The 23,437-nt window shown below is 63.7% G+C and carries 25 protein-coding genes; 18 read left to right on the top strand and 7 right to left on the bottom strand.

From position 1 onward, the window contains the following. Positions 1–56 precede the first annotated feature (56 nt). From QMG80_RS19155 to QMG80_RS19145, 3 genes are all read left to right on the top strand, one after another. Positions 57–728 (top strand): phosphoribosyltransferase, encoded by a 672-nt coding sequence (locus tag QMG80_RS19155; protein ID WP_085770614.1) that lies wholly within the window; start codon positions 57–59, stop codon positions 726–728. A 127-nt stretch (positions 729–855) separates the two neighbouring features. Then, on the top strand, positions 856–1,974 hold the full coding sequence (gene ald / locus QMG80_RS19150) for an alanine dehydrogenase (RefSeq protein ID WP_085770613.1): 1,119 nt from the start codon (positions 856–858) through the stop codon (positions 1,972–1,974). A 140-nt stretch (positions 1,975–2,114) separates the two neighbouring features. Further along, complete coding sequence (locus tag QMG80_RS19145; RefSeq protein WP_085770612.1) at positions 2,115–2,909, top strand: SDR family NAD(P)-dependent oxidoreductase; 795 nt, start codon at positions 2,115–2,117, stop codon at positions 2,907–2,909. 162 nt (positions 2,910–3,071) lie between these two features. On the opposite strand, the gene QMG80_RS19140 is transcribed toward QMG80_RS19145, so the two are convergent. Continuing rightward, on the bottom strand, positions 3,072–3,659 hold the full coding sequence (locus QMG80_RS19140) for an isochorismatase family protein (protein WP_085770611.1): 588 nt from the start codon (positions 3,657–3,659) through the stop codon (positions 3,072–3,074). Positions 3,660–3,773: 114 nt separating this feature from the next. Between QMG80_RS19140 and QMG80_RS19135 the strand changes: the two genes are divergently transcribed. Continuing rightward, positions 3,774–4,802, top strand: coding sequence for a hypothetical protein (locus QMG80_RS19135; RefSeq protein ID WP_245300072.1), 1,029 nt, complete (start codon positions 3,774–3,776; stop codon positions 4,800–4,802). A gap of 33 nt (positions 4,803–4,835) precedes the next feature. Here QMG80_RS19135 and QMG80_RS19130 read toward each other — a convergent pair whose 3' ends face one another. The 4 genes from QMG80_RS19130 to QMG80_RS19115 form a co-directional block, all read right to left on the bottom strand. Then, a complete protein-coding gene (locus QMG80_RS19130) occupies positions 4,836–6,170 on the bottom strand; it encodes a nicotinate phosphoribosyltransferase (RefSeq protein ID WP_085770610.1) in 1,335 nt (444 codons plus the stop codon). A gap of 155 nt (positions 6,171–6,325) precedes the next feature. Further along, the gene (locus QMG80_RS19125) at positions 6,326–7,372 is read right to left on the bottom strand and encodes a ribose-phosphate diphosphokinase (protein ID WP_245300071.1); all 1,047 of its coding nucleotides are present in this window, start codon (positions 7,370–7,372) and stop codon (positions 6,326–6,328) included. An 81-nt stretch (positions 7,373–7,453) separates the two neighbouring features. Then, complete coding sequence (locus tag QMG80_RS19120; protein ID WP_245300230.1) at positions 7,454–7,726, bottom strand: DUF3175 domain-containing protein; 273 nt, start codon at positions 7,724–7,726, stop codon at positions 7,454–7,456. 68 nt (positions 7,727–7,794) lie between these two features. Continuing rightward, positions 7,795–8,457: a dienelactone hydrolase family protein gene (locus QMG80_RS19115; protein WP_245300070.1), complete on the bottom strand. Its 663-nt coding sequence runs from the start codon at positions 8,455–8,457 to the stop codon at positions 7,795–7,797. 187 nt (positions 8,458–8,644) lie between these two features. Between QMG80_RS19115 and QMG80_RS19110 the strand changes: the two genes are divergently transcribed. Beyond that, a complete protein-coding gene (locus QMG80_RS19110) occupies positions 8,645–8,992 on the top strand; it encodes an HPF/RaiA family ribosome-associated protein (RefSeq protein ID WP_085773527.1) in 348 nt (115 codons plus the stop codon). Beyond that, on the top strand, positions 8,985–9,530 hold the full coding sequence (locus tag QMG80_RS19105) for a cytochrome c-type biogenesis protein (protein WP_085770606.1): 546 nt from the start codon (positions 8,985–8,987) through the stop codon (positions 9,528–9,530). The genes QMG80_RS19110 and QMG80_RS19105 overlap by 8 nt, the downstream gene beginning before the upstream one ends. 17 nt (positions 9,531–9,547) lie before the next feature. On the opposite strand, the gene arfB is transcribed toward QMG80_RS19105, so the two are convergent. Further along, entirely contained in the window at positions 9,548–9,970 is a 423-nt protein-coding gene (gene arfB / locus QMG80_RS19100) for an alternative ribosome rescue aminoacyl-tRNA hydrolase ArfB (protein ID WP_085770605.1), read from the bottom strand. 36 nt (positions 9,971–10,006) lie between these two features. After that, positions 10,007–11,575 carry a B12-binding domain-containing radical SAM protein gene (locus QMG80_RS19095; RefSeq protein WP_085770604.1) on the bottom strand — a complete coding sequence of 523 codons (1,569 nt, stop codon included), beginning with the start codon at positions 11,573–11,575 and terminating at the stop codon, positions 10,007–10,009. Between the two features lie 206 nt (positions 11,576–11,781). On the opposite strand from QMG80_RS19095, the gene hemC reads away from it, so the two are divergent. The 12 genes from hemC (at position 11,782) to QMG80_RS19035 (ending at position 23,384) form a co-directional block, all read left to right on the top strand. Then, positions 11,782–12,708 (top strand): hydroxymethylbilane synthase, encoded by a 927-nt coding sequence (gene hemC, locus QMG80_RS19090; RefSeq protein WP_085770603.1) that lies wholly within the window; start codon positions 11,782–11,784, stop codon positions 12,706–12,708. Continuing rightward, positions 12,705–13,430 (top strand): uroporphyrinogen-III synthase, encoded by a 726-nt coding sequence (locus QMG80_RS19085; protein WP_085770602.1) that lies wholly within the window; start codon positions 12,705–12,707, stop codon positions 13,428–13,430. The genes hemC and QMG80_RS19085 overlap by 4 nt, the downstream gene beginning before the upstream one ends. A gap of 119 nt (positions 13,431–13,549) precedes the next feature. Beyond that, positions 13,550–14,377: a cytochrome c oxidase subunit II gene (locus tag QMG80_RS19080; protein WP_085770601.1), complete on the top strand. Its 828-nt coding sequence runs from the start codon at positions 13,550–13,552 to the stop codon at positions 14,375–14,377. A gap of 73 nt (positions 14,378–14,450) precedes the next feature. Next, positions 14,451–16,232, top strand: a complete 1,782-nt coding sequence (locus QMG80_RS19075; RefSeq protein WP_085770600.1) for a cytochrome c oxidase subunit I — start codon at positions 14,451–14,453, stop codon at positions 16,230–16,232. Continuing rightward, positions 16,229–16,948 carry a cytochrome c oxidase subunit 3 gene (locus tag QMG80_RS19070; RefSeq protein WP_085770599.1) on the top strand — a complete coding sequence of 240 codons (720 nt, stop codon included), beginning with the start codon at positions 16,229–16,231 and terminating at the stop codon, positions 16,946–16,948. The genes QMG80_RS19075 and QMG80_RS19070 overlap by 4 nt, the downstream gene beginning before the upstream one ends. Before the next feature lie 19 nt (positions 16,949–16,967). Continuing rightward, the gene (locus QMG80_RS19065; protein WP_085770598.1) at positions 16,968–17,711 is read left to right on the top strand and encodes a cytochrome c oxidase subunit 3; all 744 of its coding nucleotides are present in this window, start codon (positions 16,968–16,970) and stop codon (positions 17,709–17,711) included. Positions 17,712–17,820: 109 nt separating this feature from the next. Then, positions 17,821–18,261 carry a cytochrome C oxidase subunit IV family protein gene (locus tag QMG80_RS19060; protein ID WP_085770597.1) on the top strand — a complete coding sequence of 147 codons (441 nt, stop codon included), beginning with the start codon at positions 17,821–17,823 and terminating at the stop codon, positions 18,259–18,261. Between the two features lie 198 nt (positions 18,262–18,459). Further along, entirely contained in the window at positions 18,460–19,230 is a 771-nt protein-coding gene (locus tag QMG80_RS19055; RefSeq protein WP_085773526.1) for a succinate dehydrogenase iron-sulfur subunit, read from the top strand. Positions 19,231–19,467: 237 nt separating this feature from the next. Further along, positions 19,468–19,752: an LPS translocon maturation chaperone LptM gene (lptM, locus tag QMG80_RS19050; protein ID WP_085770596.1), complete on the top strand. Its 285-nt coding sequence runs from the start codon at positions 19,468–19,470 to the stop codon at positions 19,750–19,752. A gap of 11 nt (positions 19,753–19,763) precedes the next feature. Then, a complete protein-coding gene (gene lysA, locus QMG80_RS19045) occupies positions 19,764–21,038 on the top strand; it encodes a diaminopimelate decarboxylase (RefSeq protein ID WP_085770595.1) in 1,275 nt (424 codons plus the stop codon). Positions 21,039–21,103: 65 nt separating this feature from the next. Then, positions 21,104–21,916 (top strand): EcsC family protein, encoded by an 813-nt coding sequence (locus tag QMG80_RS19040; RefSeq protein ID WP_085770594.1) that lies wholly within the window; start codon positions 21,104–21,106, stop codon positions 21,914–21,916. Between the two features lie 346 nt (positions 21,917–22,262). Beyond that, the gene (locus tag QMG80_RS19035) at positions 22,263–23,384 is read left to right on the top strand and encodes an aminodeoxychorismate synthase component I (protein WP_245300069.1); all 1,122 of its coding nucleotides are present in this window, start codon (positions 22,263–22,265) and stop codon (positions 23,382–23,384) included. Positions 23,385–23,437 lie beyond the last annotated feature (53 nt).

Below are 23,437 nucleotides of genomic sequence, written 5' to 3'. Positions count from 1 at the left end.
CACTTTTTCGCATCACGCTCTGACGGGCCAATTCGGGCTCGGGACGGGAGAGGGCCATGTCGTTTCGCAATAGGGATGAGGCGGGAAAAAGGCTCGCCGCGCGGCTCCTTAAATATAAAGGCGAGGAAACCGTGGTGTTCGCCTTGCCGCGCGGCGGCGCGCCCGTGGCGGCGCCGATTGCAGCGGCGCTCGACGCGCCTCTCGACCTCGTTCTCGTCCGCAAGATCGGCGTCCCCTTCCAACCGGAGCTCGCCATGGGCGCAGTGGCGGATGGCGGCGCGCCGATCACCGTCCGCAATGATGACGTGATTGCGATGGCGCGCGTCAGCGCGGAGGACTTCGAGGCCGTCCGCCAGCGCGAGCTCGAAGAGATCGAGCGACGGCGGCGGCTCTATTTCGGCTTGCGCCCTCGGCCGGAAGCGCAGGGGCGCGTCGCCATCGTTGTCGATGACGGCGTTGCGACGGGCGCCACGACGCGCGCCGCCCTACGGGCCGTTCGTGCGCGGCGCCCCAAGAAGCTCGTGCTCGCGACCCCGGTCGCGCCGGCGGACACGCTCGCTTCGCTCGAGGCCGAGGCCGACGAGACAATTTGCCTGGAGACGCCCGAGGACTTCGGCGCGATCGGCTATTTCTACGCGGATTTTCGCCAGATCAGCGATGCTGAGGTCATCTCGATCCTCGATCGTCTCGGGCCCAAGGAGCCGCCTCAATCTAAGCGGTCGGAGTGACGCGGAGCCGTGGGCCTGCGTCTCCCGAGGGACAAATGCGCGCGGCGATCATCATAGGGCTTGGCGGCAGCTAGCGCTGACATAGTAACGATAAAGACGCGGGGCTTTGACGCGGGAGGCGAGGTCGATGCGGATTGGCGTTCCGAGGGAAATCAAGGACAATGAATATCGCGTGGGTCTGACGCCCTCCTCGGTCGCCGAGCTCGTGCAGCATGGCCATGCGGTCCTGGTCGAGAAGGGGGCTGGGCTGGGCGCCGGCTTCGACGATGCAGCTTATGAGTTGAACGGCGCCTTGCTCGTCGATGGGCCGGCGAGCGTCTTCGAAGGCGCGGACATCATCGTCAAGGTCAAGGAGCCGCTCGCCGCCGAGCGCCGACAGCTGCGGCGAGGTCAAACGATCTTCACCTATTTGCATCTCGCGCCCGATCTCGAGCTTACGCAGGATCTCCTGCGGAGCGGCGCGAATTGCATCGGCTATGAGACGGTGACATCCTCGCGGGGCGGCCTTCCGTTGCTGACGCCCATGTCGGAAATGGCAGGACGGCTGGCGCCGCAAATCGGCGCGCATTTCCTGGAAAAATCTGCTGGAGGCCGGGGCGTTTTGCTTGCCGGGGCGCCGGGCGTGCCGCCAGCGGAGGTCGCGATCCTCGGAGCAGGGGTCGTCGGCTCCGCCGCGACGACGATCGCGCTCGGCATGGGCGCCAGCGTGATCGTGATCGACCGCGATCCGGAAGCGCTTCGCCGCCTCGAAGCGAGATCCCGCGGCGCGGCCCGCACCGTGTTCTCGACGAGAACCGTGATCGCCGAAATCGTCAAACGCGCGGATTTGCTGATTTGCGCCGTTCTTCTCCCTGGGGCGCGGGCGCCAAAGCTCATCTCCAACGGGATGGTCGCGACGATGAAACCGGGCGCCGTTATCGTCGACGTCGCAATCGATCAAGGCGGCTGTTGCGAGAGCTCGCGCGCCACCTCGCATTCGAATCCGACGTTCCTTTTCCACGACGTCTTGCATTATTGCGTGCCAAACATGCCGGGCGTCGTGCCGCGCACGGCGAGCTTCGCGCTCAACAATGCGACGCTCCCCTTCGTGCTCGCCATCGCCGATAAGGGCTGGCGCCGCGCCTTGCGGGAGGACGCCGATTTGCGCGCCGGGCTCCAGATTTCGGACGGCGCGATTGTCTCGCAGGCGGTGGCGCAAGCGCATGGCGCGGCTTGCGCCTCGCTTGACTCGGCGCTCGCCGAATAGGAGCGCGCTGAGTGGCGCGCGCATATTTCTTGCAGTCCTTAGCTTGCGCCGATTAGTCGCCCCTTCCGCCGCAAGGGTTGGCGGGCGCACGCGACGGATGAGTTGGAAGCCGTGGCGCTCGCCTTTTTTGGAGGATGAAAATGCAGATCGACCTCACGGGAAAAACGGCGGTGGTGACGGGCTCCACTGCGGGCATTGGCTACGCGATTGCGCTGGGGCTGGCGCAGAGCAACGCTCGGGTTGTGGTCAATGGCCGCACGCCGAGCCGTGTGGACGAAGCGGTGCGACGACTGAGAGACGAGGTCGACCCCTCCCTCGTTTCAGGCGTCGCCGCTGATTTGGGCTCGGCGAGCGGTTGCGCCGCGCTCTTCGAAGCGGAGCCCTTGGCGGACATTCTCGTCAACAATCTCGGCGTTTACGGATTGGAGGACTTCTTCGACACTTCGGACGAGACTTGGCTCCGCTTCTTCGAGGTGAATGTGATGGCGGGAGTGCGCATGTCGCGCTTCTATTTACCGAAAATGATCGAGAGAGGATGGGGCAGGGTCATTTTCCTGTCCTCCGAGTCGGGTCTCAATATTCCTGCGGACATGATCCATTACGGCGTCACCAAGACCGCCGACCTCGCGCTTTCGCGCGGCCTCGCGAAGCGCGTCGCCGGGACTGGCGTCACCGTGAATGCTGTCCTGCCAGGGCCGACGCTGTCCGAAGGCGTGTGGGTCATGCTGCAGGCCGAGCAATCGAAATCCGGTCGCCCGATCGAGGAGGTCGCCGCCGGCTTCGTCAAGGCTCATCGGCCGAGCTCGATCATCGGGCGCGCCGCAACGGCCGAGGAAGTCGCCAACCTCGTGGTTTACGTGGCGTCGCCGCTCTCCTCCGCGACGACGGGCGCCGCGCTTCGAGTCGACGGCGGCGTGGTGGACACGATCGCGTGAGCAGGCGTTGGGCGGCACAGGCGGGGGGAAGCGTCAATCGCCAACCGGCTAGCGCGTTTCCCGCTCGAACGGAATCGTTCGAACGAAAAGGAATCGCGCCAAGTCAAAAAGTTGGAGCATGTCATGACCGGAAAACCGCTTCGCACTTTTCCGTGACATGCTCTAAGCGCACCCCGCCGTAGTGTCGTCTGGATCGCCATGTTCGACGACAATGCCGGCGTTCGTCATCTCTCGAATCGTGGCTTCGCCTCCGGCCTGTGTGATGGGCCGGGTCGCCGACAGCATCACATGGGTCTCGAAGCCGGCCTGCACAGCTTGAAGCGCGCTCGCGCGCACGCAAACGTCGAGCGCAAGGCCACAAAGGAATACACGCCGCGTTCCCCGGCCGTGCAGTTGCTCGACGAGGCCGGTCTCGTCGAACACCGAGTACTGGTCCTTGTCGAGGTCGGCGCCCTTGGTGACGATGAGCGCATTGTCGGGCAGGCAAAGCTGCGCGTGGAACTTCGCACCCTCCGAACCGGCGACGCAGTGCTCGGGCCAAGGCCCGCCCCGCGCCGCGAAGCTCACGTGACCCTTTGGATGCCAATCGCGCGAGGCGACCACCATCGCCCCCGCCGCGGTCGCCTCGTCGATGAGCTGATTTATCTTAGGCGCGATCTTGTCTGCGCCGGCGATAGCCAAAGCGCCGCCTGCGCAAAAATCACGCTGAAGGTCGAGGACGATGAGGGCGTCGTCTTGACCAAAGCTCATAAATCCCTCCTTTCTCAGAGCGTGTTCCAAAAAACTGCGAAACCGACCAAGCGCGGAGCGCGTTCGAATCTGAATATTGCGGTCGCGGCCTGAGCGCGAGGAGGGGGATGACCGATGCATTCGACACCGGACCGGGCCTTCGGCGCTTGCGTCAGCTTGGAGGATAAACTGCGCTTCCTGAGCGATCCGGCAAGCTATCCGCACGCGTCGCGGGAGGTGCGCGTGGTCGAAACGCATATGTCCTTCGTCTTCATCGCCGAGGCGAAAACCTACAAGCTGAAGAAGCCGGTTCGCTTTTCTTTCCTGGACTTCTCGACTCTTAAATTGCGCGAGGCGATGTGCCGCGAGGAGCTACGCCTCAATCGTCGTCTGGCCCCGGACGTTTATCTGGACGTCTGCGCTTTGGTCCAGTCGTCGGCGGGCGCTCTGGCGATCGGCGGCGCCGGCGTGATCGTCGATTGGTTGATCGAGATGAAGAGTCTGCCGGAACGGCAAATGCTGGATGTGATGATTGCCGAGGGGCGGGTCTCGGCGCATGAGGTCGATCTTCTCGCGCAAAAGCTCGCCGATTTTTATCTCAAGGCCCAGGTTTCGACGATTGCCGCGGCTGGTTATGCGGAGCGTTTCTTTCGCGAGCAGCAGATCAATCGCGAGGTGCTCACCGCTCGCGCGTTCCATCTCGATCACGGGCGCTCGTCGCTTGTGCTCGATCGCTTGGACGCCCGTCTTTCCATCGATCGCGCGCGCCTTGAAGAGCGTGTTCGCGCCCATGGCGTCGTCGATGGTCACGGCGATCTTCGTCCGGAGCATGTGAATTTTTCCGACGGAATTGCGATCTTCGACTCTTTGGAATTCAACGCCGAGCTCCGCCAGGTCGATCCCTTCGACGAGATTGCGTTTCTAGGGGTGGAATGCGCGCTGCTTGGCGCCCCTAAAATCGGACCCATGCTTGCCGAGGCTGTGGCCCAAAGGCTGGGCGTTTGCGTCCCAAAGCAGCTGATGCCGCTCTACGCGGCTTGGCGCGCCGTTCTGAGGGCTCGGCTCGCGGTGGCTCATCTGCTGGATTCGTCGCCGCGCACGCCGGAAAAGTGGGAGCCTCTGGCCGGGCGGTATCTCGCGATCGCTGAAGCAGCCTTGGCCTGAGCGGGCGCGAAGGCGCGAGGCGCGCAGGAAAGCTCAACGATGCAGCAGCCGCCCCCGCGTTTCTTCTTCAAGCTGGGCGAGCTTGCGGCTGATCGCGACCGGATAGCGGGATGAGGACGCCGAGAGACCTCGGCATTCCTCGGGTAAGGCGGCGGTCGACTCTCCGGCGTAGTTGCGACTTTGGACTAGACTAACCTTTTCGCTCTCCACGCGACGGCCGGCGAGCATCACGGGCCGGAGCAAAGCCTGGCCTTCTACATTCTCCCCACGCAGCGCGATAATGTCGCGAACCGCGACGCCATCCTCGAATTGACGGAAAACCTGTTTCTGTCCCGGCAGAGAGCGCTTGCCGGAAGACAGCTTCATGCGGGGCTCGCCAGCGTATTCTGTGAGCTTATAAGCGATGTCGAGCGTCGGAGCGTCCGCGGAGACGGCCATGTCTGAGCCGACGCCGAAGGCGTCGATGGGAGCGCCGTCTTCCAAAAGCCGTTCGATGGCGCGCTCATCGAGGCCGCCACTCGCGACGATCGCCACATGGGATAAGCCTGCGTCGTCGAGCATCCTCCGGGCTCGGCGCGAAAGCGCGGCGAGGTCGCCCGAATCGAGGCGGATGGCGCGCAGGGCGAGCCCCGCGCCCTTCGACTTGGCGACGGCGATCACATTCTCGACGCCGGCGAGCGTGTCATAGGTGTCGACGAGGAGGGTCGCGTGCGGAAAGATCTCCAGGAAGTTCTCGAACGCGGCTCGCTCGGTGTCGCAAGCCTCGATGAAGCTGTGCGCCATCGTGCCTTCGAGCGGCAGGCCGTAGATCAAGCCGCTCGCCACATTCGAAGTCGATGTGACGCCGGCGATGAAGAAGGCGCGCGCGCCGCGGATCGCCGCGTCGATCCCCTGCGCGCGCCTCGCGCCAAAATCGCTCACCGGACGCCCCTTCGCGGCCGCGACGACGCGCGCCGCCTTGGAGGCGAAAATCGTCTGGGAACCAATTTGGTTGAGAACCAGGGTCTCGATCAATTGCGCCTCTGGAAGAGACGCGGTCACTTCCAGAATGGGCTCTTCGTCAAAAAACGGCGTTCCCTCGCGCATGGCGACAATGTCGCCGCGAAAGCGAAAGCCGCGCAGCCATTGGAGAAACGGCTCGCCAAACTCGCCCTGAGAGCGCAGTCTCTCTATCTCTTCCTCGCCGAAGCGCAGCGCTTCGATGTCGTCGAGAAGGTCGCTCAAGCCGCAGGCGAGGAGAAAATTGCGAGGCTTCGGAAGCTTTCGCACATAGAGGCTGAAGGTCGCCGTTTGTGTCAGCTTGAGCTCGAAATAGGCGCGCAGCATCGTGAATTCGTAAAAGTCCGCGAAGAGCGCCTGGTTCGCCATTGAGGTTTCTCGGGAGTCTGTCCACGCTAGAGCGCGATGCGAAAAAGTGGAAACCGGCTTTTTTCGCGCAAATCGCGCTCTGAACTCTTAGAAGCGATCACGTTTTCTGCGTTCAGGCGAGTCCGCCTGAACGCAGCGTGATCTAAGGCGCTAGCTCAAGCGCCTTCTTCCAACAGCTTTGCTATCGAACCGCCTTCATGGCAACACCGAATGGCTTGGGCGAGGAGATTTGCGACGCTCACGACCGTCAGGCGTCTCTGTAACAAATCGCTGTTCATATAGCTTGGCAAAGGGACGCTGTCGGTGACGACAAGTCGATCGATCGGCGCGCTTTCAAGCACGGGGGCGGCTGCTGGCGAGAACACGCCATGCGTCGCCGCGCACCAGACTTCGGTTGCGCCCTCTCTGCGGCAGGCCGCCGCCACGCGCGCCATCGTGCCGCCGCCGCTGATGAGATCGTCGAGCACGATGGCTGTCCGCCCCTTCACGTCGCCCGCGAAGATGTCGCCCGTGACCTTGCCTTCGCTGCGGCGTTTGTCCATGAAGCCTTTGGCGACGGGCCTCGCCAGCACCCTCTCCAGGCGCTCTCGAAAAAGTTCCGCCCGTTTCTCGCCGCCGAGATCGGGTGAGACAACCGAGATCTCTTTGCCGCCGACGAGTCGGCTGAAAAAGCGCGCGAATAATGCCTGTGCGTCGAGATGGTCGCTGTCGCAACGGAAGGCGTTCTGATAAGCGGCGAGATTATGCGCGTCGATCGTCATCACGCGATCCGTCCCCATTGCTTCGAGCAGCTGCGCCAGATAGCGCGTGCCGATCGGATCGCGGGGCTTTGTTTGCCGATCCTTGCGCTGGAAACACAGATAAGGCGCAACCGTCGTCACGTTACGCGCGCCGGCGTCCTTCAACGCGCCCGTGAAGAACAGCAGCCGGCAAAGCTTGTCGGAGACGCTCGTGTCCGCTTCGCCATAGAGGCTAGAGATGACGAAGACATCCTTGTTGCGGACGTTCGCCAGGGGCCTGATCTTAAACTCCCCGTCCTCGAACCGGCGCTCCTCATGCGGAGCAAGCTCAAGATGAAGCGAGCGCCCGATGTTTTGCGCGAGGTCTCCGTTAGCGTCGAGCGCGAACACGGCGAGCTCAGGGTCTGCCGGCTTGAGGGGCTGCGTGGCGGGCGCGCCCGGAACCTCGTCCATTGTCGTCATTTCACCCCCTCAATGAGTCCCTGAGAAACGCTAGAATTCGAGCGGCTATCTCTTGGCGAGCGGCCATCTCTTGGCGAGCGGCTATCTCTTGGGCGGCCGGCCGAAAGCTCTTCGCAACTCGTCCTTCGCTCTTCGCAGCACCGCCTTGCGCTCGTCAGACAGGTTCGAGCCGGCTCGGTTCATATAAAAAGTCAGCATGGACATGGCCGAGCGGAAGGGGTCGCTCTTTCGGCGCGTGCTCATCTCTGCGGAGCGCTTCAATGAGCGCGCAATCTCGCGCGGCTCGTCAAGCGCGAAGACGCCGGCCTCGAGGTCGAGCGCGTTGCTGTTTCTCGTCACGCCTGCGGACCACATCCGGTCTGGCGCGTCGCCTGACTTCTTGAGCGGCTCTGTCAATGGGAGGCTTTGCGCGCGGGCCGGGGTCATCGCCGGCTCTCGCCTATGTCCGGAAGATGCTCGACGAACCAGTCGCCTGCGATTTGCGCAACCTGCTCCAGGGCTCCTGGCTCCTCGAAGAGGTGACTGGCGTTCGGCACGACGTCCAGCCGCGTCTTACAGCGAAGCTGGCGCTGCGCCCATCGATTGAGCTCCAGCACCTGGGGATCGGCGCCGCCGACGATCAGCAGAGTCGGCGCCCTGACATGCGCCAGCGACGCGGCGGCAAGGTCGGGGCGCCCGCCGCGAGACACCACGGCGGCGACCGACGCCGAGTCCTGTGCGGCGGCGACTAAGGCCGCTGCGGCTCCGGTGCTCGCGCCGAAGAGCCCGATGCGAAGATCCTTCGTTTCATTCTGGCGAGGCGCCCACCCTATGGCCTCCTGCAAACGACACGCGAGCAGAGGAATATCGAACACGTTACGTCGTTGCTCGGACTCTTCCGGATGCAGCAGGTCGAAGAGCAATGCGGCGAGGCCGCGAGCGACGAGGCTCTCCGCGACGAACACGTTGCGCGGGCTGTATCGCGACGATCCGCTGCCATGCGCGAAAATGACGAGACCGGAGGGCCGCTGAGGCAAGAATAAGTTTCCGCCCAACTTGCCGCGGCCGATCGAGACGTCGATCCTCTTGAAACTCTCCGCGATCACGCAGACCTCACCTTCGGCGCCTATCGCGAAGGAATGAACCGCCGTGGCTCCGGCGCCCCTGTGGACTATATTTCGCGGAGGCGCCATGAAAGCAATGCGTCAAATCCTCCGAGAGGGAAGAGCGCGGATCGCTCGGTCGCGTCGCGCAAGCAAATGCGTCTCTCTCGCCTTCAAAGGAAAAAAACACATGGAAAGCGCGCCGCACATTGAATTCCAGGGGATTGAGGCTACGTCTGAGCTCCGTGACAAAATAACGCAGCAGCTCTCGCGCCTGGAGGAACGCTTCGGCCGCATCACCGCCTGCCGGGTGACGGTCAAGGCGCCGAGCGGGCATCGGCATGTCGGCGATCCCTACGAAGTAAAAATTCATCTGAGCCTTCCCGATGACCGTGAAGTCGCCGTCGACCGAACGCCACATCAGGACGAGCGCTTTCAAGACTTCGACTTCGCTCTCAATGACGCGTTCAGCCGCGCCGCGCGTCAGCTGCAGGATCAGGTGGAGCGCATGCGCGGCGCCGTGAAGCATCATGGTTAGCTTTGGGCAAAGTGCGGCCGGCCCGCGTCTGCGGGAGCGCGGCGGCGGCTTCCGCCGGCGCGCTGGCCGTCGGCGCTTGCTGGCCTTGGCGTTGCTTGCGGGCCTCGTCGGGCCGGCTTTCGCCGTCGATCCCGGGGAAAAGCTCGCCGATCCGGCGCTCGAGTCCCGGGCCCGATCCATTGCGGCCGAGTTACGCTGCCTCGTTTGCCAGAATCAGTCCATCGACGACTCGGACGCGCCGCTCGCCAAGGATCTGCGCATCTTGCTGCGCGAGCGCCTACGCCAAGGCGCGAACGACGAAGAGGTCAAGGCCTATATCGTCGCGCGCTACGGCGATTTCGTGCTGCTGCGCCCGCCCGTGAAGCCGCAGACGCTGCTGCTTTGGGGCGCGCCGTTGATCGCGCTTGGCGCCGGGGGCTTTGCGCTCTGGCGCGCGTTTCGGCGGCGGGGGACTTCAACGCCAGCGCCATCGCCGCTGAGCGAGGCGGAAAAAGCGAGGCTGCGGGCGTTGGGGCTCGACCCTTCGGGCCAAAGCTGAGCGACCCGACGAGAGGTTCAAGCTTCTTCCGGCTTCCCGCGCAGCGCCTTGACCTTGCCGCGTAAGTTCTTGCCTTCGAGGCGGCGCAGCTTCGAGCCGAGGGTCGGTTTGGTCGGCCGGCGCGGGGGCGGAGGCGGCGCCGCTGCGGCGCGCAAAAGCTCCAGGAGCCGCTCCAGCGCGTCGGCGCGGTTGCGCTCCTGCGTGCGGTGGCGTTGTGCGAAGATGATGATGACGCCGTCCCGCGTCATGCGACGACCGGCGAGCGCGGGGAGTCGCGCCCGCACCATATGCGGTAGATTGGGCGAGCTCGCCGCGTCGAAGCGCAGCCGCACGGCGGTCTCCACCTTATTGACGTTCTGCCCGCCCGCGCCGGAGCTGCGCGCAAAATCCAGGGCGATCTCGCTTTCGTCGATCGCGATGCGCGAGGTGACGGGAATCAAGGCGATTGACCTCTCGAAGGAACCCGTCAAGTTCCGCTAGAACATGTTGATGAGATGACCGTCCGAGCTCTTCATCCGCGAGATCAGCGTGTCATAGTGATAGTGCGCCGCCATTTTCAGCGCATAGGCCTGGAGCACGAAGGGATCCGGTCGGCGCCGTAAAACTCGCGCGGCGGCTTGGCGGTAAGCGCGGCGCAATTCGGGATCTTGCACCCGCATCTGCAACATGGTGAAGACGAAGGCGCCGCCTGCAAAAGCGCCGAGCTTGCGCAGGGATTCGCGCAGCGGCCCGTCGTCGTGTCCGCCGTGACGCAGACGGCTATGGCCCAAGCCGCCTTCGAGATAGAGCGCATCCAGTCGCTTGAAGAAACTTGCGGGGCTGTAGAGAGCGCTCAGCACCCGTAAATAGCCGTCTCGCAGAGCCTCGCGGCCGAGTTTCAAGGGGATCACATTGGTGCCGTGCTCGGTCCGGTCCGCGTGATCGAGACGGTTCTCGCGCTCCAGCCGCTCGTAAAGCGGGGTCTTCGGAATCGCGGTCACCATGCCGACGGATGAATGCACGATGCGCGCGTCCTCGACCATCTTGAGCTGGCGGTCAAAGATGGTCTCGTCGTCGCTGTCGAAGCCGAGCATCATGCCCCCGAACACCTCGATCCCGTGCGCCTGAATGGCGTGGATTTTCTCGGAAATCGTGCGGTTGGAGTTGCGCAGGTTTTGAGTTTTCTTGGTCTCCTTGAGCGCCTCCTCATTCGGCGTCTCGACGCCGACGAAGACCGAGCGGATGTTGGCGCGGTCCATCAGCTCCAGCAGCTCCTCATCGTCGGCGAGGTCGAGCGAGGCTTCGGTGATGAAGGTGAGCGGGTAGTTATTGGCCCGCTGCCAGGTGATTATCGCGCGCAGGATCTCCTTCACGGCTTTCTTATTGCCGATGAGGTTGTCGTCGACGATGAACGCCATGTTCTTGCGCGCGACCCGATGCAAAGCGTCGAGCTCTGCAATGATCTGGGATACGGTCTTGATGCGCGGCCTGCGGCCGAAGGTGACGATGATGTCGCAGAACTCGCACATGAAGGGACAGCCGCGCGAGAACTGGATCGTGCCGAGCGCATAATGCTTGAGCTTGAGGAGCTCATGACGCGGAACCGGAACCGTGCTCATGTCGGTCCGCTCCGCCTGCTCGTAGCGGCGCGCGTGGGCGCCCTTTCGCCATTCCTCCAAAAATTGCGGCCAGGTGGTTTCCGCCTCGCCGATGAAGACGACGTCGGCGAGGTCGCCGAAGTAGTCCTCCTTGACCGACACCCAGGGGCCGCCGAGCGCCACGAAGCAGCCGCGCCGTTTGAGCTCTTCGAGAATCTCGGTCATCCGGAACCGCTGCACCGTCATGCCGGTCAGGCCGACGATGTCGGCTTGCGCGCAGCGCTCGAAGTCGATCTCCTCGACGTTCTCGTCGAAGATCGTCACCGTGTGCTCGGCAGGGGTGAGCGCCGCGAGGAGGGGCAGCGCCGCCACGGGCATGTTCGCGCGAAAGCCGACCAGTTCGAGCGCATGCTCCATTCCCCAGTAACTCGTTTCGAATTTCGGGGTGATAAAAACGATGTCGGCCAAGTGATTCTCTCCCTTACATTCTGGCGGGCTGCGAAGCCTTTACCGAAGCGGGCAAGGCCGTCAACCTTCACTGCTACGCTTGCGCTACCGCGAAATGCCCGGGTTTGCCGTTTCCCGCAGCGCGGAATTGCGCGCTTTGACGCTCGCGGGCCCTTGCTGCTGCGGCGCGCCGCCTTATAGTCCGCGCGCCTCAACCCGGACTTGAAATGAGCCTTCCATCCCTCACCATCGGCACGCGCGGCTCGCCGCTGGCGCTTGCGCAAACGCAGGAAACGCGAGCGCGCCTCGCTGCGGCGCACGGCGTCGCGCCCGATCATTTTCGCATTGTGGTGATTCGCACGAGCGGCGACGCCATTCAGGACCGGGCGCTGGCTGAAGCCGGCGGCAAGGGCCTTTTCACGCGCGAGCTCGATCTGGCGCTCATCGCCCGCGAGATCGATTTCGCGGTGCATTCCTCCAAGGATTTGCCGACCGAGCTGCCGGAGGAGATCGCGATCGCGGGCTATCTGCCGCGGGAAGATCCACGCGACGCCTTCATTGGCCGCGGTGGCGCAAGGCTTGTCGAGTTGCCGGAAGGAGCGGTGATCGGCACCGCCTCGCTGCGCCGCGCCGCCCAGGTGAAGCGGTTTCGCGCCGATCTGAAGACCGTGCTCTTGCGCGGCAATGTCGAGACGAGGCTCGCCAAGGTCGAGAGCGGCGCCGTTGACGGCACGCTGCTCGCGCTCGCGGGGCTGCGCCGCCTCGGTCTCGAGTCGCGCGCGACAGAGATATTGCCGCTCGACGCCTTTCTTCCCGCCGCCGGGCAGGGCGCGATCGGCATCGCCTGCCGCGCCTCTGATGATGCGACGTATGCTGCGCTCGCCCCCATTCTCGACGCGGCGACCTGTGCGGCGCTGAACGCCGAGCGCGCCTTTCTGAAGGCGCTCGACGGCTCTTGCCGCACGCCGATCGCCGGCTTGGCGGTCGTAGAGGGCGACTCGCTCCGCTTCCATGGCGAAGCGTTGCAGAGCGATGGCGGCTGCACCTTCGCGGCGCGCCAGGAGGGCGGCGTGGCCCAGGCGGCGTCGCTCGGCGCGGGCGCGGCGCGCGAGATTTTGAGGCGGTTGCCAGGCGGCGTCGCAAGCCTCTCATGAAACGCGTGCTCGTCCTGCGGGCCGTCGAGGACGCTCGGCGAACCGCAGAGAAGCTCGCCGCAATGGGATTCGCCTGCGTGCTCTCGCCGGTTCTCGAGACCGTCGCGACGGGCGCCAAGGTCCCCGAGGAGGCGTTCGACGCCGTCATCGTCACCAGCGCAAAGGCCCTCGCGCACGGCGATCCACTCGAAAGCTTGCGTCTTCTACCGCTTTTCGCAGTCGGCGCGCGCACCGCAGCGCTTGCGAAGCGGCGGGGCTGGCGGGTAGCGGGCGTCGCGCCGGAAAGCGCCGCGCTTCTTCCCGCAATATTGGACCACCGGCCGCCTGCCAACCGCTTGCTTTATCTTGCCGGCCGGCAGCGTCGAGAAACGATCGAGACGGCGTTGCGCAAGGCGGGGCGGGAAGTCTTCGCGCTTGAGACCTATGAAGCGCGCGAGGCGCTGGCGCTGACCGAAGAGGCCGCGAAGGCTCTCGCGCAGGGCGAGCTTTCGGCGGCGCTGCATTACTCGCCCCGAAGCGCCGAAATTTTCGTGCGGATCGTCCGGCGCGAAAATCTGCTGACAGCCGCGCGGGCGCTCAGGCATTTCGCCATTTCGTTAGAGACCGCCAACGCCTTGCGTCTGCTGGGAGCGTCAGGAACGCTCGTCGCCGATTCTCCCGACGAGGACGCGCTGCTCAGACAATTGGCGGCGTTCGATGGGCGGCAGGTGTCGCAGAATTAAGTGCTACAAATTGATCCGCGACTTTTTGACGCGGCCCACTAATTATGCGATATGACTGGCGTTAAAAAACGAGATCGGCGCGAGCTTACAGGCCGCCGACGCGGGGAGGGCGGAAGAGCATGGCAGTCGCACTCGTCATGGTCCTAGTCGTGGCTGTCTCGTTGCTGTTCCATGTGGTCAGCCCCTGGCGCTCGACGCCGATCGCTTCGAATTGGGGCTTCATCGACGGCACTCTCGGCCTGACTTTTGCGGTGACGACGGCGGGCTTCGTCGCGGTCGTGCTGTTCATGGCCTACTGCCTCTATCGGTCCCAGCACACGGAAGGTCGACGGGCCGAATACGAGCCCGAGAATCAGAAGCTCGAAGCCTGGCTCGGCGGACTGACCACGCTGGGCGTCATCGCATTGCTCGCGCCGGGCCTCGTCGTCTGGGACCAATTCATTCACGCTCCCAAGGAAGCAACCGAGATCGAGGCCTTCGGAGTCCAGTGGAACTGGAGCTTCCGATTGCCCGGAGCCGACGGGAAGCTCGGCTCGAGCGACGTGCGCTACATCGATGGGGACAATCCTCTGGGCGTGAGTCCAGCCGACCCCAAGAGCATGGACGACATTATCGTCGTCAACGGCGAGCTGCATTTGCCCGTGGACAAGCCCGTGAAGGTGCTCCTGCGCTCTGCCGATGTGCTGCATGATTTCTACATCCCGCAGATCCGCGCCAAGATGGATCTCGTGCCGGGTATGGTGAGCTATTTGTGGTTCACCCCGACCAAGGTCGGAGAATATGACATTCTCTGCGCCGCCTATTGCGGCATTGGCCATCCGCAGATGCGCGGAAAGCTCTTCATCGACACGCAGGCCGACTACGAAAAATGGCTCAGTTCACAACAGACATTTTTAGAGATGCGTAAAGCCCAGCGCCAATCCCGGCATGAGGCGAGGAGCCAGTGAGAAATCGCGTCGTCGTAAGGCGTGCGCTTCTTAAGGCGCGGGCGGCGATGTCGTCGAGGGAGAAGAAGAAGTCATGACTGACGCGACGATAGGCGACGCGACGGGAGCCGAAGAGCACGGCGTTCCGCCAGCCGAGGTTCCTGAGCTCGATCTCTATCACGCGCACAGCTGGCTTGGGAAATACGTGTTCTCGCAGGACGCGAAATATATCGCGATCCAATATGGCGGAACGGCCACCGCCGTCGGGCTGCTCGGCCTCGTCATGTCGTGGATCATAAGGCTGCAGCTCGCCTTCCCGGGCGCCTTCTCCTGGCTCGACGCCAACCTTTATTATCAGGCCGTCACGATGCACGGCATGATCATGGTGGTCTATCTGCTGACCGCCGTGCTGCTCGGCGGCTTCGGCAATTATCTCATTCCGCTCATGGTCGGCGCGCGGGACATGGTCTTCCCCTTCGTCAACATGCTGAGCTATTGGGTGTTCCTGCTGGCGGTGGTCGTGCTGCTCGCGAGCTACTTCGTGCCGGGCGGCCCCACCGGCGCCGGATGGACGCTCTATCCCCCGCAGGCGATCATGACCGGCACGCCGGGCCATGACGGCGGCATCATCCTGATGCTGATTTCGCTGGGCCTCTTCATCGTCGGCTTCACGATGGGCGGGCTCAATTATGTCGTGACCGTGCTGCAGGCGCGCACGCGCGGCATGACCTTGATGCGCATGCCGCTCACGGTCTGGGGCATTTTTGCCGCCGCGGTGCTGGCGCTGCTCGCTTTTCCCGGTCTTCTCGTCGCCGCGATCATGATGCTCTTCGATCGTCTGCTCGGCACGAGCTTCTTCATGCCGGCGCTCGTCGAATTCGGAGAGCTCAAGAACACGGTGGGCGGCAGCCCGATCCTGTTCCAGCATCTCTTCTGGTTCTTCGGCCATCCCGAGGTTTACATCGTGGCGCTGCCGGCCTTCGGCATCGTCTCCGACATCATCGCGACGCACGCCCGCAAGAACATCTTCGGCTACCGCATGATGGTCTGGGCGATCGTCGCAATCGGCGTGCTGAGCCTGATCGTCTGGGGCCATCACATGTATGTGAGCGGGATGAACCCCTGGTTCGGCTTCTTTTTCGCGGTCACGACGCTCGCCATCGCCGTGCCGACGGCGCTCAAGGTGTATAACTGGGTGCTGACGCTATGGCGCGCCGACATCCATTTCACGACGCCGATGCTTTTTGCGCTCGGCTTCCTCGTGACCTTCGTCAATGGCGGGCTGACGGGCCTTTATCTCGGGAACGTCATCGTCGATGTGCCGCTTTCCGGGACGATGTTCGTGGTCGCGCATTTCCATATGGTGATGGGGGTGGCGCCGATCCTGGTCATTCTTGGCGCGATCTATCATTGGTATCCGAAGATGACCGGCCGCATGATGGACGAGAGGCTCGGCAAGATCCATTTCTGGATCACCTTCCTCGGCGCCTATGCGGTCTTCTTCCCCATGCATTATCTCGGCGTTCAGGGCGTGCCCCGCCGCTTCTACGAGCTTGGCGAGATTTCCTGGCTTCCGCACTCGGTCGCGACGCTCAACGTCTTCATCACGGTCGCGGCGCTTACCGTCGGCGCCGCGCAGGCGATCTTCTTCTTCAACGCTTTCTGGAGCTTGAGGCACGGCAAGCCGTCCGGCGGCAATCCGTGGCGTGCGACGACGCTCGAGTGGCAAACGCCCGAAACCCCGCCGGGGCATGGCAATTTCGGCCCCAGTCTTCCGGTCGTGTATCGCTGGGCCTACGCTTACAGCGTTCCCGGCGCTCCGGAGGATTTTCTTCCGCAGAACGCGCCGCCATTGAAGGGAGAGCACGCCACATGAGCGTCATGGGGCTATTTTTCCTCTTCATCGCGTCGGTGGTCGTCCTGTGGCTCAGGCGCGAAGGGGTCATGAGCGCCAATTGGCTGGAGGAGGGCGAGGCCGTCGGCGTCTCGAGGCCCTCCCGCCGCGTCGATCTTGTCCCACCAGTTCCTGCGGCGAAGGTAGGGCTCGCCGTCTTTCTCGCGGTCGCGCTCTGCATCTTCTCCTTGCTGACGGCGGCCTATTTCATGCGGATGGATTCGCCCGACTGGCAGAATCCGCCTTTGCCCCGCATCCTCTGGCTCAACACGGCCTTCCTGATCGCGAGCAGCGTCGCGCTGCAATGGGCCCACTCCGTCGCCGAGCGCGACGACGTGGGGCGGTTGCGCGCGCTCTTGAAAATTGCGGCGGCGACGTCGGGATGCTTTCTGCTCGGCCAGCTCTGGGCCTGGAGAGAGCTCATCGCCGACCACTATTTTGTCGCGAGCAACGCCGCGAACGCATTCTTCTACTTGCTCACCGCGGTCCATGGTCTGCACCTTGCCGGCGGACTCGTGGCCCTTGCGCGCACAATGCACAGGGCCTGGCGGCCAGTAGATTGGGCCGCGCTCAAGACCAGCGTCGAGCTGTGCACGATCTATTGGCACTTTCTGCTCGCCGTCTGGCTGCTCATGTTCGCCATGCTGGCGGGCGAGATGAATGGCTTCGGCGCGCTCTGCCGCAGGGTGCTCTCATGACGGGATGGGAAACGAGAAAATGACGAGCGAAACCGTCCATGCGCCAGCAGCCGTCCATGCGCCGGCGCCGCACGCCCCAGAACGGCCCGCCGGCTTGACCGGCTTTTTCGGGGACTGGGCCTCCGATCAGCGCTCGTTCAAAAGCGCTTCCTGGGCGAAGACGATGATGTGGATCTTCCTCGTCAGCGACACCTTCATCTTCAGTTGCTTCCTGATCTCCTACATGACCGTGCGCCTGTCGACGACGGTCGAATGGCCGCATCCGAGCGAGATTTTCGCGCTCGAGATCAACGGCCGCAAAATCCCGCTGATCCTGATCGCGATCATGACCTTCGACCTCATCACGAGTTCCGGCACGATGGCTCTTGCCGTCAACGCCGGCTATGCGAGGAACCGGAAGCTTTGCGCCTATCTGCTCTGGGCGACCGCCTTCTTCGGCGCGGCCTTCGTCGGCATGCAGGCTTTCGAATGGACGAAGCTGATCCACGAGGGCGTGCGCCCTTGGAGCAATCCCTTCGGCGCGGCGCAATTCGGCTCCTGCTTTTTCATGATCACCGGCTTCCACGGCTTTCACGTCTCGATGGGCGTGCTCGCGCTCTTGTGGTTCTCCCGCAACGTCTGGATCGGCCTCTACGAGAGCGACAAGCGCGGCTATTTCACGGGACGCGTCGGCACTTATGACGTGGTCGAGACGCTTGGCCTTTATTGGCATTTCGTCGATCTCGTATGGGTGTTCATCTTCGCCTTCTTCTATCTTTGGTGAGGGCTGGCGCGCGAAAGCGAGCGGGCTCAGCCTCGCTGTGAGCAATCGAATCGGTCAGACGGCGCCGTCAGGCGCCGTAGGCAAAAAATGACGGATCAGGAGCGTGGACATGACAGCGACGACGGAAGTCTCGATCGGGGAGGGCGCTCACGGGCGCGCCGCCAGCGCCAAGACGGCGAAGCCGGCGGCGGAGGCTCACGGGCAACAACATCCGCTCAAGCTTTACCTCTTTGTGTGGGCGCTGCTTTTCATCCTCAGCACCTTTTCCTATCTCGTCGACTATTTCGATCTGCAGGGAATGCTGCGCTGGACGCTCATCGTCACGTTCATGTTGCTGAAGGCGGGCGCCATTATCGCGGTCTTCATGCATATGGCCTGGGAGAGGCTGGCGCTGGTCGTCGCCATCTTGCTGCCGCCGATGGCGCTGCTGGTCTTCATCGGTTTGATGAATTTTGAGGGCGACTACACGAACGGCTCGCGCGAAGCACATTTTACTCCGGCGACGCTCGTCTCGTCGCCGACGAAAGGAACGGCGCCGGCGCACGAATAGGCCTCCTGGCGGGAAGTTGCGCAAAAGTTGACAGGCCCGGGCGATCAGAATTCGCTTCGACATTTTGATCTTGCCCGGTTTTTGCCGCTCGGAGGAATGCGGCCGGTCGACATTTTTGCGCCGCCGCGATAGATGTCCGCGGGCAAGCTTCCGCGGACGCGTCCTCGTTCGTCCGCGCCTCAATGGGAATGTCGCGCCGTGGTCGAATTCGCTCTTCCGCCAAACTCCAGGCCTCTCGCCGGTAAGACTTGGCCGCGTCCCGACGCCGGCAACATCCGCGAGCTTCACATCTACCGTTTCGACCCGGAATCCCCCGAAAATCCGCGCATCGATATTTTTTACGTGGATCGGGACGATTGCGGACCGATGGTCCTCGACGCGCTGCTGTGGATCAAGAACAAGGTCGACCCTACGCTCACCTTCCGCCGCTCCTGCCGCGAGGGCATTTGCGGCTCCTGCGCGATGAACATCGACGGGACCAACACGCTCGCCTGCACTAAGGGCGTCGACGAGATTACAGGCGTCGTGAAAATCTATCCGCTCCCGCATATGGCGGTGGTCAAGGACCTGGTGCCTGACCTCACGGGCTTTTACGCGCAGCACGCGGCGATCGAGCCTTGGCTGCAGGCGGGACCTAATCCTGAAAAGGAGCGGCTGCAATCACCGCAGGAACGCGCGGCGCTCGACGGCCTCTATGAATGCATCCTCTGCGCTTGTTGCTCGACCGCCTGTCCCAGCTATTGGTGGAACGCCGACCGCTATCTCGGCCCTGCCGCGCTCCTGCAGGCGCGCCGCTGGATCGTTGATTCTCGCGACGAGGCCCAGCCGGAGCGAGTCGCCTATGTCGACGACGCGTTCCGTCTCTATCGCTGTCACACGATCATGAACTGCTCGAAAACCTGTCCCAAGGGGCTCGATCCGGCGCGCGCCATCGCCGAATTGAAGACGCTCGCGCTGGCGCGCGCCTAGATCACGCTGCATTCGGGCGGAATCGCCCGAACGCAGAAAACGTGATCGATTCTAAAAGTTTAGAGCGCGATCTGTGCGAAAAACCGGTTTCCATTTTTTTCGCATCGCGCTCTAGGCGACGTCAGCCCGGGGCGGTGTCAGAAAAGCGCTGGTCCTTAACGATTTACGGCCTAATCTTCGCCACTCTTCGAGTCTACTGGGCCGCCGTCCAGTCCAAAGACGGATGAAAGACCGCCAATGCGCCTGCGTCGTCCCCATTATGGCATCGTTCTCGGCCTCCTCGCCCTTTGCCTCGCGGGCTGCGGTCGCAAAGGGCCTCTCGAGCTGCCGGCCGACCTGCAGGCGGAGCGTCAGGCGCAGGCCGCTCAGGCGGAGGAGGCCGCCGCCGCGCAGGCCCGGGCGAAAGGACGCCGGCCGAAATTGAGCGAGGAGGGCGTGAAGCCGCCCCCGGGGCCGGCTTTGGGCGATCCCGGCAACCGGCCGCCCGCCGTCTACCCCTTCCCCCTCGATTTCCTCCTCTGATCCCCTAGCCGATGCACTACTTCACCTATCGCGACGGCGTCCTCCACGCCGAGGAAGTCCCTTTGCCGGCGCTGGCGGAACGAGTCGGCACGCCCTTCTATTGCTACTCCAGCGCGACGATTCGCCGGCATTTCGAGGTCTTCGCCGGGGCGTTCGGCCCCGAGGAGGCGTTGGTCTGCTACGCGATGAAGGCCAATTCCAATCAGGCCGTGATCGCGCTGCTCGCCGGGCTCGGGGCCGGGGCCGACGTTGTCTCGGGCGGAGAGCTGGCGCGGGCGCTCGCGGCGGGCGTTCCGCCGAGCCGGATCACCTTTTCCGGCGTCGGCAAGACCGAGAGCGAGATCGACGCGGCGCTCGCCGCCGGCATTTTCTGCTTCAATGTCGAATCGGAGCCGGAGCTCCTGGCGATCTCGGCCATCGCCGCGGCGCGAGGACGGCGCGCGCCGATCTCGCTGCGCGTTAATCCCGACGTCGATGCGCGGACCCACGCCAAGATTTCGACGGGGCGCGCCGAGAACAAGTTCGGCGTTCCCCTCGCGCGCGCCCGCGAGGTCTACGCCGAGGCGAAGAGCCTGCCCGGTCTCGACGTCGCTGGCGTCGACATGCACATCGGGTCCCAGCTCACGGACCTAACGCCATTCGACGAAGCCTTCTCGCTGCTTGCGGAATTCACGCGGGTGCTGAAAGCCGACGGCCACGCCATCCGGCACGTCGATCTCGGCGGTGGACTCGGCATTCCCTATCGCGAGGACGACGACCCCGACTCCTACCATCCCGAACGCTACGCCGCGATCGTGCGCCGCCACTTCGCCGGATCGGGCCTGAAGCTCGTGCTGGAGCCCGGACGCCTCATCGTCGGCAACGCCGGCGCGCTGATCACGCGCGTCATCTATGTGAAGCGTGGCGAGGAGAAGACTTTCGTGATCGTCGACGCCGGCATGAACGACCTCGTGCGCCCGACGCTTTATGACGCGCACCACGAAATCGTGACGGTCGCGGAAAATAATGGCGGACCGCGCGTCCTTGCCGACGTCGTCGGTCCCGTCTGCGAAACCGGTGATTATCTCGCTCTCGACCGCGACATGCCGCCCGTTTCGAGCGGGGACCTCCTCGCGGTGCTGAGCGCCGGCGCCTATGGCGCAGTGCAGGCGGGAACCTATAATTCTCGCCCGCTGATTGCGGAGACGCTCGTCGAAGGCGAGAAATTCGCGATCATCCGGCCGCGCGAGACCATTGAGGAGCTGATCGCGCGCGATCGTCTCCCGGGCTGGGTCGAACGGATCTGACAGAGTTATCGGGCGGCCCAGCGCAGGGGCGCAGACACTGTCCAAAACCTTATCCGGAAGTCCAAATGAGCTCTCTAGCCTCCAAGAAAGAGATAAGCGCGGAAGACCTCGCCGACCTTCGCAAGGCGGTCAGGCTGCTCGAAAACCAGGGCTTCACAAGGCTCCTGAACAACGTCGCCGGCAAGCCCGCCGGCAAAGCGCTGGAATTCGTGCCGAGGCGACTGAAAAACAAGATCGACAAGATCGTCAGCGGAGCGTTGAAGCAGGGCTTGCAACTGGCTCTGGCCTCGCTTGACGGCAAAGACGCCGCTCCGCCCAAGAAAATCACCTCCACGCTCATCTCGAGTCTCGCCGGCGGTTTGAGCGGTTTCTTCGGATTGGCGGGCTTAGCCGCGGAACTGCCCGTGACCCTCACGGTGATGTTGCGGTCGATCGCCGAGATTGCCCGCTCACAAGGCGAGGACCTTTCCCTCCTCCCGGCGCGCCTCGCCTGCATGGAGGTCCTCGCGCTCGGCGCGCCAGTGGAAGAAAAACACGATCAGTCCAGCTATTATCTCGCCCGCGACGAATTCTCTCGCTTCTCGGGCAATGCGGCGGAGGCGCTCTCGGGTCGGGGCGTCGACGCCGCGAGATCTCCGGAGGTGAACGGCTTCTTGGGCCAAGTCGGCGCCAAATTCGGCGTCGTCGTCTGGGAACGCGCGGCCGCGAGCTCGGTTCCGATCATCGGCGTTGCCGGAGGCGCAGCGGGAAACGCCCTGTTCATTCGATATTTTCAGGATCTCGCAACAGGGCATTTCATCGTTCGCAAGCTTGAACGGGCATATGGCGAGGCGATTGTAAGAGCGCGTTTCATGGATATTTTCGCCTCCCTCTATTAAAGGTCTCGTCTCGATCGACTGGACCTTCTCGCAGGGTCCAAGCAGGCGCTGGCGCCCGGGCGCCCCTCGCCGGATCGAAGCCTAGAGTATGTCCCGGAAAAGTGCGAAGCGGTTTTCCGGTCAGGACATGCTCTAAACTTTTGATTTGGCGCGATTCCTTGTCGCTCGAACGATTCCGTTCGAGCGGGAAACGCGCTAGGGAATCGCCAGGACCACCGCTGGGGAACAAAACCGAGCCCCTACGTATCTTCGGCTCGCGCAGCTGCTATAGTGTTGAAAACCCGTTCCCCGCCCCATGACCGACGCCGCCCCTTTCGCCGCTTTGAAGCACTCGGATGACCCGCCGATGCGCCCTTTCGTCTTGTTCGAGGACGGGCGCGAAGGCGGTTGCGCACTGCTGTTCGAGGAGCCGCGCGAGCTGATCCTCGCCAATGCGCCGGAGGAGGTCGCCTCGGCCTTCGCGCGCATGGAAGCCGCGACGAGAGCGGGACGCTTTCTTGCGGGCTATGCGAGCTACGAGCTCGGCTATGCGCTGGAGCCCAAATTTTCCGCTCAGGCTACGCCGGCTTCGCCCACGCCTTTGCTCGCCTTTGGGGTGTTCGGCGCGCCGCGAAGGCTTCCCGCCGAAGCGCTGCAGGGGCCAGCTTTCGAACCGATCGCGCTCACGCCGGTCTGGAGCGAAGCCGAATACGCCGAGCGCTTTCGAAGCTGCCGAGATTACATATTCGCAGGCGACGTCTATCAGATCAATCTGACCTTCCCGCTCCATGGTCGATACGAGGGCGACCCGCTGGCGCTCTATGACGCGCTGCGCAAGCGGCAGCCCGTCGCATTCGGCGGCGTCGTCGCCCTGGGCCGAGAGACCGTCGTGTCGCTGTCGCCGGAGGTCTTCTTCGAGGCGAAAGGGCGCGACATCCGCGCGCGGCCGATGAAGGGCACGGCGCAGCGCGGCTTCCTGCCGCCGGAGGACATGAACCGCGCCAAACATCTGGTCGAGGACGAGAAGTCCCGCGCCGAAAATTTGATGATCGTCGATCTCCTCCGCAATGATCTTTCGCGGCTCGCGGAGGTCGGCTCGGTCAAGGTCACGGATCTGTTCACCGTCGAGACCTATCCGACGCTGCATCAGATGACGTCGGGGATCTCCGCGCGGCTACGCGAGGACGTCGGCGTCGCCGAGCTCTTCGCCGGCCTCTTTCCATGCGGTTCGGTGACCGGAGCGCCGAAGATTCGCGCGATGGAGATCATCCGCGACCTCGAATGCGCGGCGCGGGGCGTTTATTGCGGCTCGCTCGGCCTGATCACCCCCTCCGGCGAGGTGCGCTTCAACGTGGCGATCCGCACCCTGACGATTTTTCCAGGGGGAGAGCTCGTCTGCAACGTCGGCTCAGCGATCGTCGCCGATTCGACCGCGCGAGAGGAATATGCGGAATGCCTGATCAAGGCGCGGTTCTTGACGGGGAAATGAGCGGCCTATGGCGGGACGCGGCGTGAACGCAGCGCGTTCAGGCTCCCTTCCGA

This window comes from Methylocystis bryophila (assembly GCF_027925445.1).
In the GTDB taxonomy this organism is placed as follows: Bacteria; Pseudomonadota; Alphaproteobacteria; order Rhizobiales; family Beijerinckiaceae; genus Methylocystis; species Methylocystis bryophila.
The sequence above is the reverse complement of the archived record's forward strand: the minus strand, read 5'-3'. Positions and strand labels throughout refer to the sequence as shown.